The organism is Xanthomonas sp. WHRI 10204, from assembly GCF_040202875.1.
Taxonomy (GTDB): Bacteria; Pseudomonadota; Gammaproteobacteria; order Xanthomonadales; family Xanthomonadaceae; genus Xanthomonas.
Map to the genome: position 1 here is coordinate 1 of NZ_JBEGDW010000003.1, position 14,644 is coordinate 14,644.

A 14,644-nucleotide genomic window follows, 5' to 3' on the forward strand; every position below is an offset into this window, starting at 1 on the left:
CGCGATGAGGCTTTACTGGTAAAGCCTCATCGCGCCCGGGTGCGCTCCTACGGCGGGGGTTGCGCCGCGACGGGAGGGCGTCCGCAACGTCCTCCCTTGCCATCACGGCTGCGCTGGCACAGCTGGCTTGGCTTTTTCGAAGGCCTGTCCGGCGAATGCACTGCCGTCCGGGGTTTTCAGCACTTCGGCATCGATCGGCACACGTAGGAGCGCACCTGGGCGCGATGGGGCTTTACCGGTAAATGCCTCATCGCGCCCGGGTGCGCTCCTACGCGGCGGGGTTTGCGCCGCGACCGGAGGGCGTCCGCAACGCCCTCCCCTGCCATCACGGCTGCGCGGGCGGCGCTGCCTTGGCCTTGGCAATCATCTCGACCACCGAGGCGGTGGTGATCGGGTGATAGCTGGGCTTGGCTTTTTCGAAGGCCTGTTCGGCAAACGCGATGCCATCCGGGGTCTTCAACAGTTCTGCGTAGATCGGCAACACCAGCTTGCGGCGGCCCACCCGCTCGATGAACTCACCGGCGGCAGGACGTGCGTCGGTGTAACCGCTGCGGATCGCCAGCGGATACCAGCGCATCGCGATCTCGCCGTTCAGCGTGCCGGTGAAGTGATAGGCATCGTCCAGCTGCTTGAGCTGTTCGGGCTTCAAGGTGGCGCCCATGCCGCTGAGGAAATGCACCCATTCCTGCGTGCCCCATTCGCTGGTGACCTGCTTGTTGGGCAGCGTGGCGCTACCACTCCAGGCGATACGCGCGGTGTCCACAATCGAGAAGCTGCGCGAGCGTGCCTTGGCCGCAAACGCCGGGATGCCCGGCTGCTTCAACCAGGCATCCACCTCAGCGGCGCTGACCGTGTTGGGATGCTTGGCGAGCAGGTTCTTCTGCAGATAAGCGACGAACTGGTCGGTGGTCGCGCTCTGGAACGCGTGATCGTCGAACCAGCCACGCAGGAACGGGTCGAACACCTCGCGGCCAAAACGCTGCTCCAGGAACTGCAGGAACCACGCACCCTTGACGTAAGCGACCTGGCTCAAGGCTTCGTCGGGGTCGCGCTGCGCCAGTGGCGGCAGGGCCAGAGTCTGGTCGGCTGGCGGCATGTCTTTCACCTCGGCCAGCAGATCGCCTTGGTCGATCTCGCGCTCCATCTCGGCCATTTCCGCGCCGTACAACGCTTCGGTGATGCGGCCCTGCACGTAAGTGGTAAAGCCTTCGTTGAGCCAGATGTCCTTCCAGCTGGCGTTGGTCACCAAATTGCCGGACCAGCTATGCGCCAACTCGTGCGCGACCAGCGACACCAGCGACTTGTCGCCGACGATCACGGTGGGCGTGGCGAAGGTCAGGCGCGGATTTTCCATGCCACCGAACGGGAACGACGGCGGCAGCACCAGCATGTCGTAACGGCCCCAGCGATACGGGCCATAGAGTTTTTCGGCGGCACCGATCATCTTTTCGGTGTCTTCGAATTCCTTGGCGGCCTTGTCGGCCATCGACGGCTCGGCCCACACGCCCGAGCGCGCGGAAATCGGCTTGAACACCACATCGCCGGCGGCAATGGCCAGCAGATAGGACGGAATCGGCTCGGGCATCTTGAAGCTGTAATCGCCATCGCGCGCGGCCTTGGGGTCGTTGTCGGCGCTCATCAGCACCATCACGTCCGGGCGCGAGGTCACGTGCGCGCTATAGGTGAAGCGCACGCTCGGGGTGTCCTGCAGCGGCACCCAGCTGCGCGCGTGGATCGCCTGCGATTGGCTGAACATGAAAGGCAGCTGCTTGCCTTCGGTCATCGACGGCTCCAGCCACTGCAGGCCCGACGCGGTCGGTGCAGTGTGATAGGTAATCACAACCTTGCCTGGCTGGTTCGGGGTTTCGATGGTGAGCTTGCTGCCGAAGGTCTTGTCGACCGGCGCCAGCGCAAATTGCAATGGCGACAGGCCGCCCTTGCCGTCGTCGGCCTGCACCTGCGCGATGCTCAGCTCGCGCGTATCCAGCACCAGCTGTTTGGCGGCCTTGTTCTTCCACGCCAGCGTGTAGGTCGCGGTGCCGCCGATCTGCTTGCTGTCGAAATCCAGCTTCAGGTCCAGCACCAGGTCCTTGATGACCACCTGGTCGGGCTGGGCGTAGGAGCTTTCGTCGTGGTTGCGGGCGTCTGCTTTCACGGGGGCCTTGGCGGTGGCGGCCGGCGCAGCGGTGGTGGCAGCCGGCGATGTGGATTCGTTGGAACAGCCGGCCAGCGCAATGGAGACGGCCAGGGACAGCGACAGGTACGGGAAGCGCATCGACGGCACCGCAGCAAGGGAATCGGACATTTTAGCGCTCCGCACCGATGCCTGCCCGTGCAGTCGGCAACAACCGTCTGCAGATTGCCGCTGTACCGCCTCGTCGGCGCTTATGTCACCGGATGAATGCGCGAGGTGTCGTGGCCGTCGCGCACCAGACGCCGGCCGCCGGAAAACTTGGCGCGGTACATCGCCGCATCCGCGCGCCGATACAGCTCGGTGGCATCCACGCCTTGCTCGCAGACCGCGCTGCCGGCGCTCAGATGCAACGGCGCTTCTTCGCCGTCTTCGCGTTCGAGCATCGACAGCCACTGATTGAGCTTGAGCGTGGCCTCGTCTTCGCTGGCGTGCACGCCGATCAGGAATTCATCGCCGCCCCAGCGTCCGATCCAGTCCTGCGCGCCCAACCAGCCGTAGGCCGACTCCACCAAACGCACCAGCACGCGGTCGCCGGCCAGATGCCCGAAGCGGTCGTTGATCTGCTTGAGGTTGTCCATGTCCAGCACGAACAACACGAACGGCCAACCTTCGCGTTGGGAGGCGGTGACCGAATCGCGCATTGCCTGTTCGCAGCCGCGCCGGTTCAGCGCCTCGGTGAGTGGGTCGAACAGGGCATGCTTCTTGAGATCGCGCATGCCGGCGTCGATCCCGCGCAGGCTGCGATTGATCCCGCGCAGCAGGCGCCCCAGCTCATCGTCGCCATGCTCCGGCAAGCTGGGCAGACGTTGATCGGCGTAGTAGGTATCCAGCGCATCGGCAGCGATGCGCAACGGCGCCAGCAGGCGATACAAGGCAGACAGCGTCAAGGCGGTGCCCGCCAGGGTGGCCAGCAGGGCGACGATGATCACCGACCACAACAGCTGCCCTTCCAGCTCGCTTTGCGATGCCAGCCACGCGATCAACAACAGCAGCGGCAGGTGAATCCCGACAAAGGTCACCGCCAGCAACTTGGCGCTGAAGGAACGGGGAAACACACGCGAGAGCCCGGCGTATAAGCGCATCCAACTCTCCGACAAAAGAGCGCCTAGTGTCGCCGACAGATGGTGGAGCCAACGCGACGAAAGTCTCAGAAATTCGTTGGTGCGCACGTGCCTGCGGGTAGCGAGGCCGTATCAAGCGAACACAAGCGGCGCCTCTGAACTACACGACGTGGCGCGCGATGCACGCGCCACGTCGGCCATCAGCCGCGGGCGGGATTCAGATCTTGTAACCGGAATGAATCGCCACGATGCCGCCGGTCAGATTCTTGTAGTGGCAGCGCGCAAATCCGGCCTCGCCCATCATGCCCTTGAGCGAATCCTGCGGCGGGTGCTTGCGGATGCTTTCGGCCAGATACTGGTAGCTGTCGGCATCGCGTGCGAACAACTGGCCCAGCTTGGGCAGAATCTTGAACGAGTGGAAGTCGTAGATCGGCTTGAACCACTCGGCAGTGACTTCGGAAAATTCCAGCACGCGCGCCTGGCCGCCCACCTTCAACACGCGATACATCTCGCGCAGTGCGGCGTCCTTATCGGTGACATTGCGCAGGCCAAAGGAGATGGTCACCAGATCGAAGCTCTGATCCGGGAACGGCAGCGCTTCGGCGTTGCATTGCACGTAGTCGAAGCCCGCCACCAGGCCGCGATTGGTCAGGCGGTCGCGGCCCACCGACAACATACCGGCATTGATGTCGCCCAGTACCACGGCGCCTTCATCGCCCACGCGCTCCTTGAGCAGCACGGCGATGTCGCCGGTGCCGCCGGCCAGATCCAGCACACGGTCGCCCGGCTTCACCTGCGCGGTCGCCACGAAGTAGCGTTTCCATGCGCGGTGGACGCCCAGGCTCATCAGATCGTTCATCAGGTCGTAATTGCGCGCGACCGAGGTGAAGACCTCGCCGACCAGCTTCTGCTTGTCCTTGGCAGCGACATCGCGAAAGCCGAAATGGGTGGTGCCGGAGGTATAGGGAGATTCGCTCATGTCTGGATTATCGCACTGCTGACGCCGCCATGACCGCAACGGGACCACAATCGCGAACTCTTCCGCAACCGGCCCTGCGAGCATTGCGTGCCCGACAAGTACGCCCCACGCGACTGGCAGCCCCACGAAAAGCCCACCCTGCCGGGGTCGGCGTCCACGCCGCTGCACCCGACCCGGCGCCGCATCCAGTACGGCCTGGTCGGCGTGGTGGTGGCGCTGACCGGCGGGCTAAGCAATGCGCTGGTCACCGCCAACCTGCCTTATCTGCAGGGCACCCTGGGCGCCTACGCCACCGAAATGGCCTGGCTGCCGGCCGCCTACGTGATGACCAACATGTCGGCCAATCTGTTGCTGGTGAAGTTTCGCCAGCAGTACGGGCTGCGCCGCTTCACCGAGATTTTTCTGGCGCTGTATGCGGCCATCGCGCTGGCGCACTTGTTCGTGCACAGCCTGAGTTCGGCGATCACCGTGCGCGCGGCGCATGGGTTGGTTGGCGCGGCACTCAGCTCGCTGGGCCTGTATTACGTGATCCAGGCATTTCCTAGCAAGTACCGACTCAAGGCAGTGGTGCTGGGCCTGGGTGTGACCCAGTTGGCGTTGCCGCTGGCGCGGGTGTTCTCCACCGACCTGCTGGAATTCGGGCAGTGGCAGGGCTTGTACCTGTTCGAATTCGGGCTGGCGATCTTCGCGCTGGCCTGCGTGCTGGCGCTCAAGTTGCCGCCAAGCGACCGCTACCGTGTGTTCGAACCGCTGGATTTCGTCACTTTCCCCCTGTTTGCGGCCGGCGCGGCCGGGCTGGCTGCGGTGCTGTCGCTGGGCCGGCTGCTGTGGTGGACCAGCACGCCCTGGCTGGGCGTGGTGCTGGCGCTCTCCATCGTGCTGCTGTGCATGGCGGCCTGGATCGAACACAACCGCCGCAACCCGATGATCAACACGCGGTGGCTGGCCAGCGCGGACATGCTGCGGTTGGGGTTGGCGATTCTGCTGATTCGGCTGGTGCTGTCGGAACAAAGCACCGGCGCGATCGGCTTCTTCCAGACCCTGGGCCTGGCCAACGATCAGTTGCAGACGTTGTACGCACTGATGCTGCTGGGCGCGGTCGCTGGAGTGGCCGCAAGCGCATGGCTGATCAATCCGGCGCGCATCGCCGAGCATCTGATCATCGCCGTGGCGGCAATCTGTATCGGCTGCTTCATGGATGCCGATGCCACCAGCCTCACTCGCCCGGAGCAGATGTACGTCAGCCAGTTCCTGCTTGCCTTCGGCAGCACGTTCTTTATCGGTCCGGCGATGGTGGCCGGGCTTGGCCGGGTAATTGCGCAGCCCGGCAATCTGATCAGCTTCATCGTTCTGTTCGGCATGGCGCAGAACATGGGCGGGCTGCTCGGCAGCGCCCTGCTCGGCAGCGTGCAGATCCTGCGCGAGAAATACCATTCCAGTCAGTTGGTCGAGCATCTGGTCTTGACCGACCCGCAAGTGGCCGCGCGCGTGCAGGCGTATGCCAGCCTGTATGGCCGCAGCATCGGCGACCCCACGCTGCGCCAGGCGCAGGGCGTGCGTGCACTCGGCAGCGTGGCCACGCGCGAAGCCAATGTGCTGGCCTATAACGATGTGTTTCTGCTGATCGGCTGTATCGCCATCGCCACCGGGGTGTGGATCCTGTCTGTGCTGGTGTGGCGACGCTATCTGCGTCCTCCCGTGTCACCCTCTCCTCCTGCTTCCACTGCGCGCCCATGAACACATCTACCGATCCCACTGCCGCCTCCGAGCGCGCCCGTCGTCGCCGCCGTCGCATCACCGGCGCGATTGGCTTTGGCGGGCTCGCCCTGATCGGCGTGGCGCTGGTGCTGTACGCATGGCGTCTGCCACCGTTCGTCAGCGCGACCGAGCGCACCGAAAACGCCATGGTGCACGGACAGATCACCGTGATCGCCCCGCAGGTCAGCGGTTATGTCACCGACGTCACGGTGCAGGACTTTGCGCATGTCACACGCGGCCAGCTGCTGGCCACCATCGACAATCGCATCTACGCCCAGCAGCTCGAACAGGCCAAGGCGCAAGTGCAGACCGCGCAGGCCAATCTCGCCAACTGGGAGCAGCAACGCCATGGCGCGGACGCGAGCATTGCCGAACAACGCGCAGCGCTGAGCAGCAACCAGGCGCTGCGCGATCGCACCCGCTCGGCATATGCGCGTACGCAACAGCTGGCCAACCAGAAACTGGTATCCGAACAGGACCGCGACACCGCCTTTGCCGCGCGCGCGCAAGCCGAGGCTGGCGTGGCGCAGGCACGTGCGGCGGAGCAGGCCGCCGAAGAGAATGCGCGCAGCGTCACCGTCAATCGCGCCGCGCTGGAAGCGGCCGTTGCCAATGCGCAGGCGGCGGTGCAACTGGCGCAGATCAATCTGGACAACACGCGCATTGTCGCCCCGCGCGATGGTCAGCTCGGCCAGCTCGGCGTGCGTCAGGGCGCCTATGTCACCAACGGCACGCAGTTGATGTCGCTGGTGCCGGACACGCTGTGGATCGTGGCCAATTTCAAGGAAACCCAGATGGCGAAGATCCGCATCGGGCAGCGCGCCAGCTTTACCGTGGATGCGCTGGATAACGCGCGCCTGCATGGCCGCGTGCAGGAAATCTCTCCAGCCGCCGGCTCGGAATTCAGCGTACTGCCGGCCGACAACGCCACCGGTAATTTCGTCAAGATCGCACAGCGCATTCCGCTACGCATCAGCGTCGATCCCGGCCAATCGCTGGCGCCACGCCTGCGCCCGGGCATGTCGGTTGTGGTGGCGGTCGATACCGACAGCGCGGCCGATTGAGCGCTGCAGACGCCACGCGCCAAGAGCGGCCAGCAGAGTGTCTGCGCAACCTGCCAGCGGGCGCGGCACGTACTCGGTGCGGCAGGGACTGCTCGTACATTGCGGTTCCGAGTGCGTCGTCCACCCCTAGCTGACGACTGCACGCTACGTTTTTAGGCGCTCCACGCGACCTGGGCGGCAGACGCGGACAACATCGAGGACGGTCCTTTTGTGCCCCAGCGCTGATGCCCCAATTCGTCAGGTGTGCTTCTCGTACGCCTAGCGCTTCTCTGCCTGCCGCGAGCAGGCGATGCCGTTATTATGCGTCGATGCCCTCCACACCAACGCATCCCTTGCACTGGCAGCAACTGCGCTTTACGCAGCTGAGCACGATGCAGTTGTATGCGCTGCTGCAGCTGCGCACGGATGTGTTTGTGGTGGAGCAGCAGTGCGCCTACCCGGAACTGGATGGCAAGGACACCGATCCCGGCGTACTGCATGTGCTGGGCACCACCCACACCACTGCGTTGGCGGCCTACCTACGCGTGCTACCGCCAGGCCTGCGTTACGCCGAACCCAGCATCGGCCGCGTGGTCATCGCCGCCGCGTATCGCGGCACCGGGCTGGCCCATGCGCTGCTGCGCGAAGGCATCCGCTTGGTGCACACGCACTGGCCGGGCAGCGCGATCCAGCTCGGTGCGCAGGCGCACCTGCAACCGTTCTACGCTGCGCATGGCTTCGCGCCATCGTCCGCGCCGTATCTGGAAGACGGCATCCCGCATCTCGACATGCTGCGCCCTGCCGGCGCGGCCACTTTGGAGTCCGCATGATCACCACCCCCGACTACCGCGCATTGCTCGACACCGCCATCAACGAAGCCCGCCAGGGCCTGGCCGAAGGCGGCATCCCGATTGGTGCGGCGCTGTATCACAACGACGGGCGCCTGCTCGGCTGCGGCCACAATCGTCGCGTGCAGGAAAACGACCCGTCGGTGCATGGCGAAACCGATGCCTTTCGCAAGGCCGGCCGTCAGCGCCGCTACAAAGACACCATCATGGTCACCACGCTGGCGCCATGCTGGTACTGCAGCGGGCTGGTACGCCAGTTCAATATCGGCACCGTGGTGGTGGGCGAATCGGTCACCTTCCAGGGTGGCATCGCCTGGCTGCGCGAGCACGGCGTCAACGTCATCGACCTGCAAAGCCAGGAATGCATCGACCTGCTGGGCGGCTATATTTCCGCCAACCCGGATGTGTGGAACGAGGACATCGGCGAGGACTGAGCGCACCGGTCAATCGACTGCGCGGCAGCACGCGGTGACAGGCAGTGGGCAATCCAGCTGTCATGCCGAAGCGCACCTGGGCGCTGCGTTGATCCGTCGTTATCGCGCCAACCGGCGCCAAGGCGTACGTTGATCTCGGTGCACTGCCAGAAACAAAAGACCCGCCAACTGGCGGGTCTTTTCCATTTGGTACGTTCCATCCAGCGCGCAGGTTGCCGTGCGCTGCGATCAGAGGATGTAGCGACTCAGATCCGGATCCTGCACCAGCTCGCCGAGCTGTGCATCGACATACGCCGCATCGACAGTCACGCTCTGCCCGTCGCGGTCCGGCGCTTCGTAACTCAGCACATCGAGCAGCCGCTCAAGCACGGTGTGCAGACGGCGCGCGCCGATGTTTTCCTGGCGCTCGTTGACCTGCGCCGCAATCTCGGCCAGGCGGTCAACCGCGTCCGCACCGAAGGTCAGCGTGACGCCTTCGGTCTGCAACAAGGCTTCGTACTGCTTGATCAGCGCGGCCTTGGGCTCGGTGAGAATGCGCACGAAATCGGCCTTGGTCAGCGCGGTCAATTCCACCCGGATCGGGAAGCGCCCCTGCAACTCCGGAATCAGATCGCTGGGCTTTGCCAGATGAAACGCGCCGGAAGCGATGAACAGGATATGGTCGGTCTTGACCGTGCCGTACTTGGTCGACACGTTTGAACCTTCCACCAACGGCAGCAGATCGCGCTGCACGCCTTCGCGACTCACATCGCCGCCATTGGAGCCGGCTTCGCCACGCTTGGCGACCTTGTCGATCTCATCGATGAACACGATACCGTGCTGCTCGCAGGCTTCGATCGCCGCTGCACGCACGTCGTCTTCGTTGACCAGCTTGCCGGCTTCTTCTTCGATCAACAGCGGGCGCGCGGCCTTGATGGTGAGCTTGCGCTTTTGCGACTTGCCGCTGCCCAGATTGGAAAACATCTGGCGCAGCTGCTGGCCCATTTCTTCCATGCCCGGCGGGGTCATGATGTCCATGCTGGCGTTGATCGCGACATCCAGTTCAATTTCGCGCTCGTCCAACTCGCCATTGCGCAGCATGCGGCGGAACTTGATGCGGGTTTCGTTATCTTGCGACGATGGCTCGTTGCGTGCGGCTTCCGGATCGAATCCGATGCCGGCTGCGCGGCGCGGCAGCAGCGCATCCAGGATGCGATCTTCGGCACGCTCTTCGGCCTGGTTGCGCACGCGCACCTTGGCCTGCTCGCGATACAACTTGACCGAAGTGTCGGCCAGATCGCGAATGATCTGCTCCACATCCTTGCCGACGTAGCCCACTTCGGTAAAGCGCGTGGCTTCCACCTTGACGAACGGCGCATTGGCCAGGGTTGCCAGACGTCGCGCGATCTCGGTCTTGCCGACGCCGGTGGGGCCGATCATCAGGATGTTCTTGGGCATCACTTCGTTGCGCAGTTCTTCGGGCAACTGCATGCGGCGCCAGCGGTTGCGCAGCGCAATGGCGACCGCGCGCTTGGCGTCGTGCTGGCCAACGATATGACGGTCGAGCTCCTGCACGATTTCGCGCGGAGTCATGGTTGAGCTATCGGGATTTGGCATTGGGGAATCGAGAATTGGGAATGGGGACTCGTGGGAGAAAAAATCAGCAGCCTATGTCGTTGGAGTGGAGACGAAACCGCTGTTGCGATTCCCGATTCCCCACTCCCGATTCACAGCTCTTCGACCACCACGTTGCGATTGGTATAGATGCAGATATCGCCAGCGATATTGATCGCCTCGGTGGCGATGGTCTTGGCATCCAGTTCGGTGTGCGCCAGCAGCGCGCGCGCGGCCGACAAGGCGTAGGAGCCGCCGGAACCGATCGCGATGATGCCGTCTTCCGGCTCGATCACATCGCCGGTGCCGCTGATGATCAGCGAGGTCTCTTTATCGGCCACCGCCAGCAATGCTTCGAGCTTGCCCAGGCGGCGCTCGGTGCGCCAATCCTTGGCCAGTTCCACCGCGGCGCGGGTCAACTGCCCATGCTTGTCGAGCTTGGCTTCGAACAATTCGAACAGCGTAAACGCATCGGCCGCTGCACCGGCAAACCCGGCCAGCACCTGACCCTCGCGACCGAGCCGGCGTACCTTGCGCGCGTTGCCCTTCATGACGGTGTGGCCGAGCGTGACCTGGCCATCGCCCGCGACGGCGACATGCCCACCACGTCGAACCGAAATGATGGTGGTGGCGTGAACGATGTTGGGATTCTGGCTGGGGTCCATGGGTCCTCCGAGGGTTTCCAAAGAGGTGGGGGCGCCCCTGCCGGGTTCAAGCGCGCTGCGACGATGGGACGCAGCGATGAGAGTGGTGCAGAGAGGAGTTGGTCATCGGGCCGTTGGGCAAACGGGCAAACGGGCAAACGGGCAAACGGGCGAGGAGCAAGGAGCAAGGAGCGTAGTGCAAGGTGCAAGACACGAAGCACGAAGCACGAAGTGCGCACTGCGCACTGCGCACTGCGCACACGATACGAGCGGGATACACCGATCACCGCACAACCTGGTGATCGGACACCACCCGCCTTAGCCCCTCTCCCGTTGGGAGAGGGGTTGGGGTGAGGGTACGGCTGCCGCTGTCGATTGCACGCCGCAGCGTCAACACGCTCTACATGCAGGAATGTCTCGGAGCACCTGCGTTTCTAGCCACCTTTTAAACGTCGCCGTGTTTAACCGCGGTTACTTCACACGCCGCTTTTAAAAGCTTACTGGGGCGCCCGCGAGCTCTGACGCTCTCCAATACCCTTCCCAAGACGCCCAGCAGCATCTGCACAGGAACCCTCACCCCAACCCCTCTCCCGAGGGGAGAGGGGCTAGAGCAGCATTTCCACGAGTTATTTGCCATCTAGGCAACCCGCGCCTTAGCGCTGGACTGGCTTTATCGACTGTAGTGGCTTTATCAACTGCAATGACCATTGCAGCTGTAATTGCCTTATCAGCGGCAATGACCTTATCAGCTGCAATGGCTTTACCAGCTGCAATGGCTCCACTGCACTCGCTTCATCAGCTGCAATGGCTGGGCCAGCAGCATCACTACCTCGATTACATCAGCCAGAAAATCATGCAGTCGCGCTGATTACATCGCTCACGCACACGCTCACTCGGCAACCTTCTTGCGCTTGGCACGCGGATGCGCGGCGTCGTAGACCTTGGCCAGATGCTGGAAATCCAGGTGCGTGTAGATTTGCGTGGTAGCGATGTCCGAGTGACCAAGCAACTCCTGCACGCCACGCAGGTCGCCGGACGATTCCAGGATATGGCTGGCAAAACTGTGCCGCAGCATGTGCGGGTGCACGTCCTTGAACATGCCTTGGCGCACCGCCAATTGCTTGATACGGATCTGCACCGCACGCTGCGAAATCGCACCGCCGGCACGCCCGGGGAAGACATGCGTTTCCGCACGCCCGCCACTGTCGCGCTGCCATTCGCGCAAGGCTGCAATCGCATGCGAGCCCACCGGCACCAGACGCTGTTTGCCGCCCTTGCCCAGCACCATCACCAAGCCGCTGGCCAGATCCAGATCGCGCCAGCGCAGTGCGCAGAGCTCGCTCAAGCGCAGCCCCGACGAATAGAACAACTCCAGCAATGCGCGGTCGCGCAAGCCCAGCGGCGCATCGGTCGGCACCTCGACCAGGCGCACGGCCTCATCGGCGTCTAGCACCTGCGGCAGCTTGCGCGGCGCCTTGGGCGCACGCAAAGCCGCCGCGGGGCTGGCCGCGATACGGCCGTGCTTGAGCAACCAGGCGTAATAGCTGCGGCATGCAGACAAGCGCCGCTGCAGGCTCTTAGCCGACAGCCCGCGCCGGTGTTCCGACGCGACGAACTGGCGCAGCTGCGCGCTATCCAGTTGGGCGACATCCAACGCAGCACCTGAAGCATCCTGCTGCTCGGCCGCCCAGCTCAGCAGCGCGGCAAGATCGCGTCGATACGCATCCAGCGTGTGCGCCGACACCTGACGTTCGACCTGCAGATACGCTAGAAAGCCTTCGACCGAGGACATCTCAGCTGTCCTGCTGCGGCGGCATCCACACTGCGGTGCACAACAGACCGCGCACTGCATGGCCTGCCGCCATCATCACGCTGAGAAACGCTGCAGCGCCACGCCGAGCGACTCGCCCATCATGCGCAGGAACAAGGTGCCCATGCCCGGATAAAACCGGTTGGCATCGCTGCTGCCGACCGCAATCAAGCCAATCCCCGGCAACGGCAGCAACGCCGTCGACTGCACAACGTCGGCCTGGTCAGCATACAGCAGTGCATGTTTTTCAGCCTGCAGCCGGCCGCAGATCGGCTCGCCATCGCTCAAACAATCGCGAAACGGTGCAAGGCGCGCATCGTCGGCGGCGATCACCTGCAGCCAGTCGGCTTCCAGCCCGGCGACGGGTGCTAGCAATACCAGCCGTACCAGCTCGCCATTGAAATCTTCCGCCAACGAGGCGGCCATTGCCTTGAGCGTGTCGGCAACGGTGGTCTGGCGCATCAATGCCAGCGTGAGTTGATGGGTGCGCACCGCCAGCCGTTCATTGACCTGGGCATTGCTGCCCAGCTCGTGCAGGCGCCGCGACAACTCGCGGTTCTTGTCGCGCAACACTTCCAGCTGATAGGTCGCCAGCGACGCCGTGGGGCCGTCGTCGCGCGGCACCAACAGGCTCACCGCCAGATCGGGGAATTGCTTGAGAAAGGTGGGATGGCGACGCAACCACGTTGCGACCTCGTGGGCACCGAACTTGTCCGTGTTGTCGCTCATCAGTTCCACTCTCCATCGAAGACGAACACCGCAGGACCAGACATCACCACGTCCTGTGCATCGGCGGGCCAGCGGATCCGCAACTCGCCGCCGGGCAACGACACGCGTACGTCGCGATCGACACGGCCGCGCTGCATCAGCACTACCGCAGCCGCGCACGCACCGCTGCCGCAGGCCAGCGTTTCGCCGACACCGCGCTCGAACACGCGCAAACGCACATGCGTGGGGTCCACCACCTGCGCAAACCCCACATTGACCGAATTGGGGAACGCCGCATTTTGTTGCAGCAAGGTACCCACACGCTCCACCGGGGCGGCATCGACACGGGCCACCTCCAGCACGGCATGCGGGTTACCCATCGACACTGCGCCAAAGCGCACCGTCTCGCCATGCACGGGAAGTGCGTATTCGTCGCGCGCATGCGCAAACCCGGCCAGCGGAATCTGCGTGGGCTCAAATTGCGGCACGCCCATGGCCACCGAATAGGTTCCTGCATCCACGTGTTCCACCGCATGTGCGGTGACCGGGCTGTCGATGATGAAGCGCTCGCCCTGCGCGGTTCCATCGCGCACCAGCCAGGCGGCGACGCAGCGTGCGCCGTTGCCGCATTGACGCGCGGCCGAGCCATCGGAATTCCAGATGCCATAGGCGGCCACGGCGCCTTCGCTGCGCGGGGGCTCGATGGTCAGGATCTGATCGCAGCCGACCCCGAAGTGGCGGTCGGCCAGGCGTGCTGCCAGCGCCGCGTCCGGTGGGGGCATGCCGTTACGCAGGTCCAGCACTACGAAATCGTTGCCGGCGCCATGCATTTTGGTGAAACGCAGGCGCTCGCTGCGACCGTCAGCGCTCATTGCCGCTGCTAGCGGGCTGGTCGGTAGTGGATGCGGGCTTGGTGTCGGTCTCCACCGGCGCAGGCGCAGGCGTGGACTCATCCAACGGTTGCGGCGCATCCGGCGGCACGGGCTGGGCTTCCACCGGCACCGGCTTCTGCGGCATCACCAGCGGGCCCTTGTTGCCGCAGGCGGCAAGCAGGACAAAGGTCGCACCAACCAGTGCGAGACGAACGGAAGGTCGGGACATGATGCTCATGGAACGAAGTATAGCCAGAACACCCTGACTGCCGTGCGCTCAGTGCGGCGCTTGCAGCGCGCGCGGCGGCGGCTCCGGACGCAGCCACAACCAGATCGCCACCACCGCCATGCTGCCGATCGACAGGCATTTCACCCAGAACACCGGCACACACCACAGCATGATGCCGGCGCAGACGGTCATCGTCAGCGTTGCCATCCACTTGGCCTTGCGACTCACCGCCCGATAGGTCTGCCACTCCACGATCGCCGGCCCGAAGCGCGGATGCGACAGCAGCCACCCATGTAAGCGCTCGGAGCCTCGCGACGCCGCCCAGGCCGAGATCAGGATGAACACGGTGGTCGGCAACCCCGGCACAAAGATCCCGACAATGCCGGTCGCCAGGCTGGCATACGCCAGCAACCACCAGGCCCAGCGAAATCGGTTCGGTCGCGTCATGCGCAAATGATACGACCAGAGCGG

The 14,644-nt window shown here is 64.2% G+C and carries 16 protein-coding genes and 1 other RNA gene; 7 read left to right on the forward strand and 10 right to left on the reverse strand.

The window, feature by feature from the left end:
- The coding region (locus ABQZ00_RS17085; protein WP_349777723.1) for a hypothetical protein at nt 1-207 on the forward strand (207 nt) is incomplete at its 5' end.
- A gap of 118 nt (nt 208-325) precedes the next feature.
- Here ABQZ00_RS17085 and ABQZ00_RS17090 read toward each other — a convergent pair.
- The 3 genes from ABQZ00_RS17090 to ubiE form a co-directional block, all read right to left on the reverse strand.
- The gene (locus ABQZ00_RS17090; protein WP_323538677.1) at nt 326-2,275 is read right to left on the reverse strand and encodes a M1 family metallopeptidase; all 1,950 of its coding nucleotides are present in this window, start codon (nt 2,273-2,275) and stop codon (nt 326-328) included.
- Between the two features lie 110 nt (nt 2,276-2,385).
- The gene (locus ABQZ00_RS17095) at nt 2,386-3,276 is read right to left on the reverse strand and encodes a GGDEF domain-containing protein (protein WP_055850582.1); all 891 of its coding nucleotides are present in this window, start codon (nt 3,274-3,276) and stop codon (nt 2,386-2,388) included.
- Nucleotides 3,277-3,472: 196 nt separating this feature from the next.
- Nucleotides 3,473-4,234 (reverse strand): bifunctional demethylmenaquinone methyltransferase/2-methoxy-6-polyprenyl-1,4-benzoquinol methylase UbiE, encoded by a 762-nt coding sequence (ubiE, locus tag ABQZ00_RS17100; RefSeq protein ID WP_046965330.1) that lies wholly within the window; start codon nt 4,232-4,234, stop codon nt 3,473-3,475.
- A gap of 87 nt (nt 4,235-4,321) precedes the next feature.
- Here ubiE and ABQZ00_RS17105 point away from each other — a divergent pair, with 87 nt between their 5' ends.
- From ABQZ00_RS17105 to ABQZ00_RS17125, 5 genes are all read left to right on the forward strand, one after another.
- The gene (locus ABQZ00_RS17105; protein WP_323538659.1) at nt 4,322-5,971 is read left to right on the forward strand and encodes an MFS transporter; all 1,650 of its coding nucleotides are present in this window, start codon (nt 4,322-4,324) and stop codon (nt 5,969-5,971) included.
- A complete protein-coding gene (locus tag ABQZ00_RS17110; RefSeq protein ID WP_323538658.1) occupies nt 5,968-7,056 on the forward strand; it encodes an HlyD family secretion protein in 1,089 nt (362 codons plus the stop codon). Before ABQZ00_RS17105 ends, ABQZ00_RS17110 begins: the two co-directional genes overlap by 4 nt.
- A gap of 83 nt (nt 7,057-7,139) precedes the next feature.
- A non-coding RNA gene (locus tag ABQZ00_RS17115) (sX9 sRNA) lies at nt 7,140-7,214 on the forward strand.
- A 150-nt stretch (nt 7,215-7,364) separates the two neighbouring features.
- Complete coding sequence (locus tag ABQZ00_RS17120; protein WP_323538657.1) at nt 7,365-7,865, forward strand: GNAT family N-acetyltransferase; 501 nt, start codon at nt 7,365-7,367, stop codon at nt 7,863-7,865.
- Nucleotides 7,862-8,317, forward strand: a complete 456-nt coding sequence (locus ABQZ00_RS17125; protein WP_323538656.1) for a nucleoside deaminase — start codon at nt 7,862-7,864, stop codon at nt 8,315-8,317. The genes ABQZ00_RS17120 and ABQZ00_RS17125 overlap by 4 nt, the downstream gene beginning before the upstream one ends.
- A 228-nt stretch (nt 8,318-8,545) precedes the next feature.
- On the opposite strand, the gene hslU is transcribed toward ABQZ00_RS17125, so the two are convergent.
- Together hslU and hslV are read right to left on the reverse strand one after the other, a co-directional pair.
- A complete protein-coding gene (hslU, locus tag ABQZ00_RS17130; RefSeq protein WP_115512627.1) occupies nt 8,546-9,913 on the reverse strand; it encodes an ATP-dependent protease ATPase subunit HslU in 1,368 nt (455 codons plus the stop codon).
- A gap of 110 nt (nt 9,914-10,023) precedes the next feature.
- Nucleotides 10,024-10,575 carry an ATP-dependent protease subunit HslV gene (hslV, locus tag ABQZ00_RS17135; protein WP_005997221.1) on the reverse strand — a complete coding sequence of 184 codons (552 nt, stop codon included), beginning with the start codon at nt 10,573-10,575 and terminating at the stop codon, nt 10,024-10,026.
- Nucleotides 10,576-11,254: 679 nt separating this feature from the next.
- Between hslV and ABQZ00_RS17140 the strand changes: the two genes are divergently transcribed.
- A complete protein-coding gene (locus tag ABQZ00_RS17140) occupies nt 11,255-11,422 on the forward strand; it encodes a hypothetical protein (protein WP_323538655.1) in 168 nt (55 codons plus the stop codon).
- A 21-nt stretch (nt 11,423-11,443) separates the two neighbouring features.
- Here the strand turns inward: ABQZ00_RS17140 and xerC are convergent, their stop codons facing one another.
- The 5 genes from xerC to ABQZ00_RS17165 all read right to left on the reverse strand — a co-directional run bounded on the left by xerC (nt 11,444) and on the right by ABQZ00_RS17165 (nt 14,620).
- On the reverse strand, nt 11,444-12,346 hold the full coding sequence (gene xerC, locus ABQZ00_RS17145) for a tyrosine recombinase XerC (RefSeq protein ID WP_323538654.1): 903 nt from the start codon (nt 12,344-12,346) through the stop codon (nt 11,444-11,446).
- A 75-nt stretch (nt 12,347-12,421) separates the two neighbouring features.
- Complete coding sequence (locus ABQZ00_RS17150; RefSeq protein ID WP_323521531.1) at nt 12,422-13,093, reverse strand: DUF484 family protein; 672 nt, start codon at nt 13,091-13,093, stop codon at nt 12,422-12,424.
- Nucleotides 13,093-13,944: a diaminopimelate epimerase gene (gene dapF, locus ABQZ00_RS17155; RefSeq protein ID WP_323538653.1), complete on the reverse strand. Its 852-nt coding sequence runs from the start codon at nt 13,942-13,944 to the stop codon at nt 13,093-13,095. The genes ABQZ00_RS17150 and dapF overlap by 1 nt, the downstream gene beginning before the upstream one ends.
- Nucleotides 13,934-14,182 carry an LPS translocon maturation chaperone LptM gene (lptM, locus tag ABQZ00_RS17160; RefSeq protein WP_323538652.1) on the reverse strand — a complete coding sequence of 83 codons (249 nt, stop codon included), beginning with the start codon at nt 14,180-14,182 and terminating at the stop codon, nt 13,934-13,936. Before lptM ends, dapF begins: the two co-directional genes overlap by 11 nt.
- Nucleotides 14,183-14,221: 39 nt before the next feature.
- Nucleotides 14,222-14,620, reverse strand: coding sequence for a YbaN family protein (locus ABQZ00_RS17165; RefSeq protein WP_039421007.1), 399 nt, complete (start codon nt 14,618-14,620; stop codon nt 14,222-14,224).
- Between the last annotated feature and the right edge of the window lie 24 nt (nt 14,621-14,644).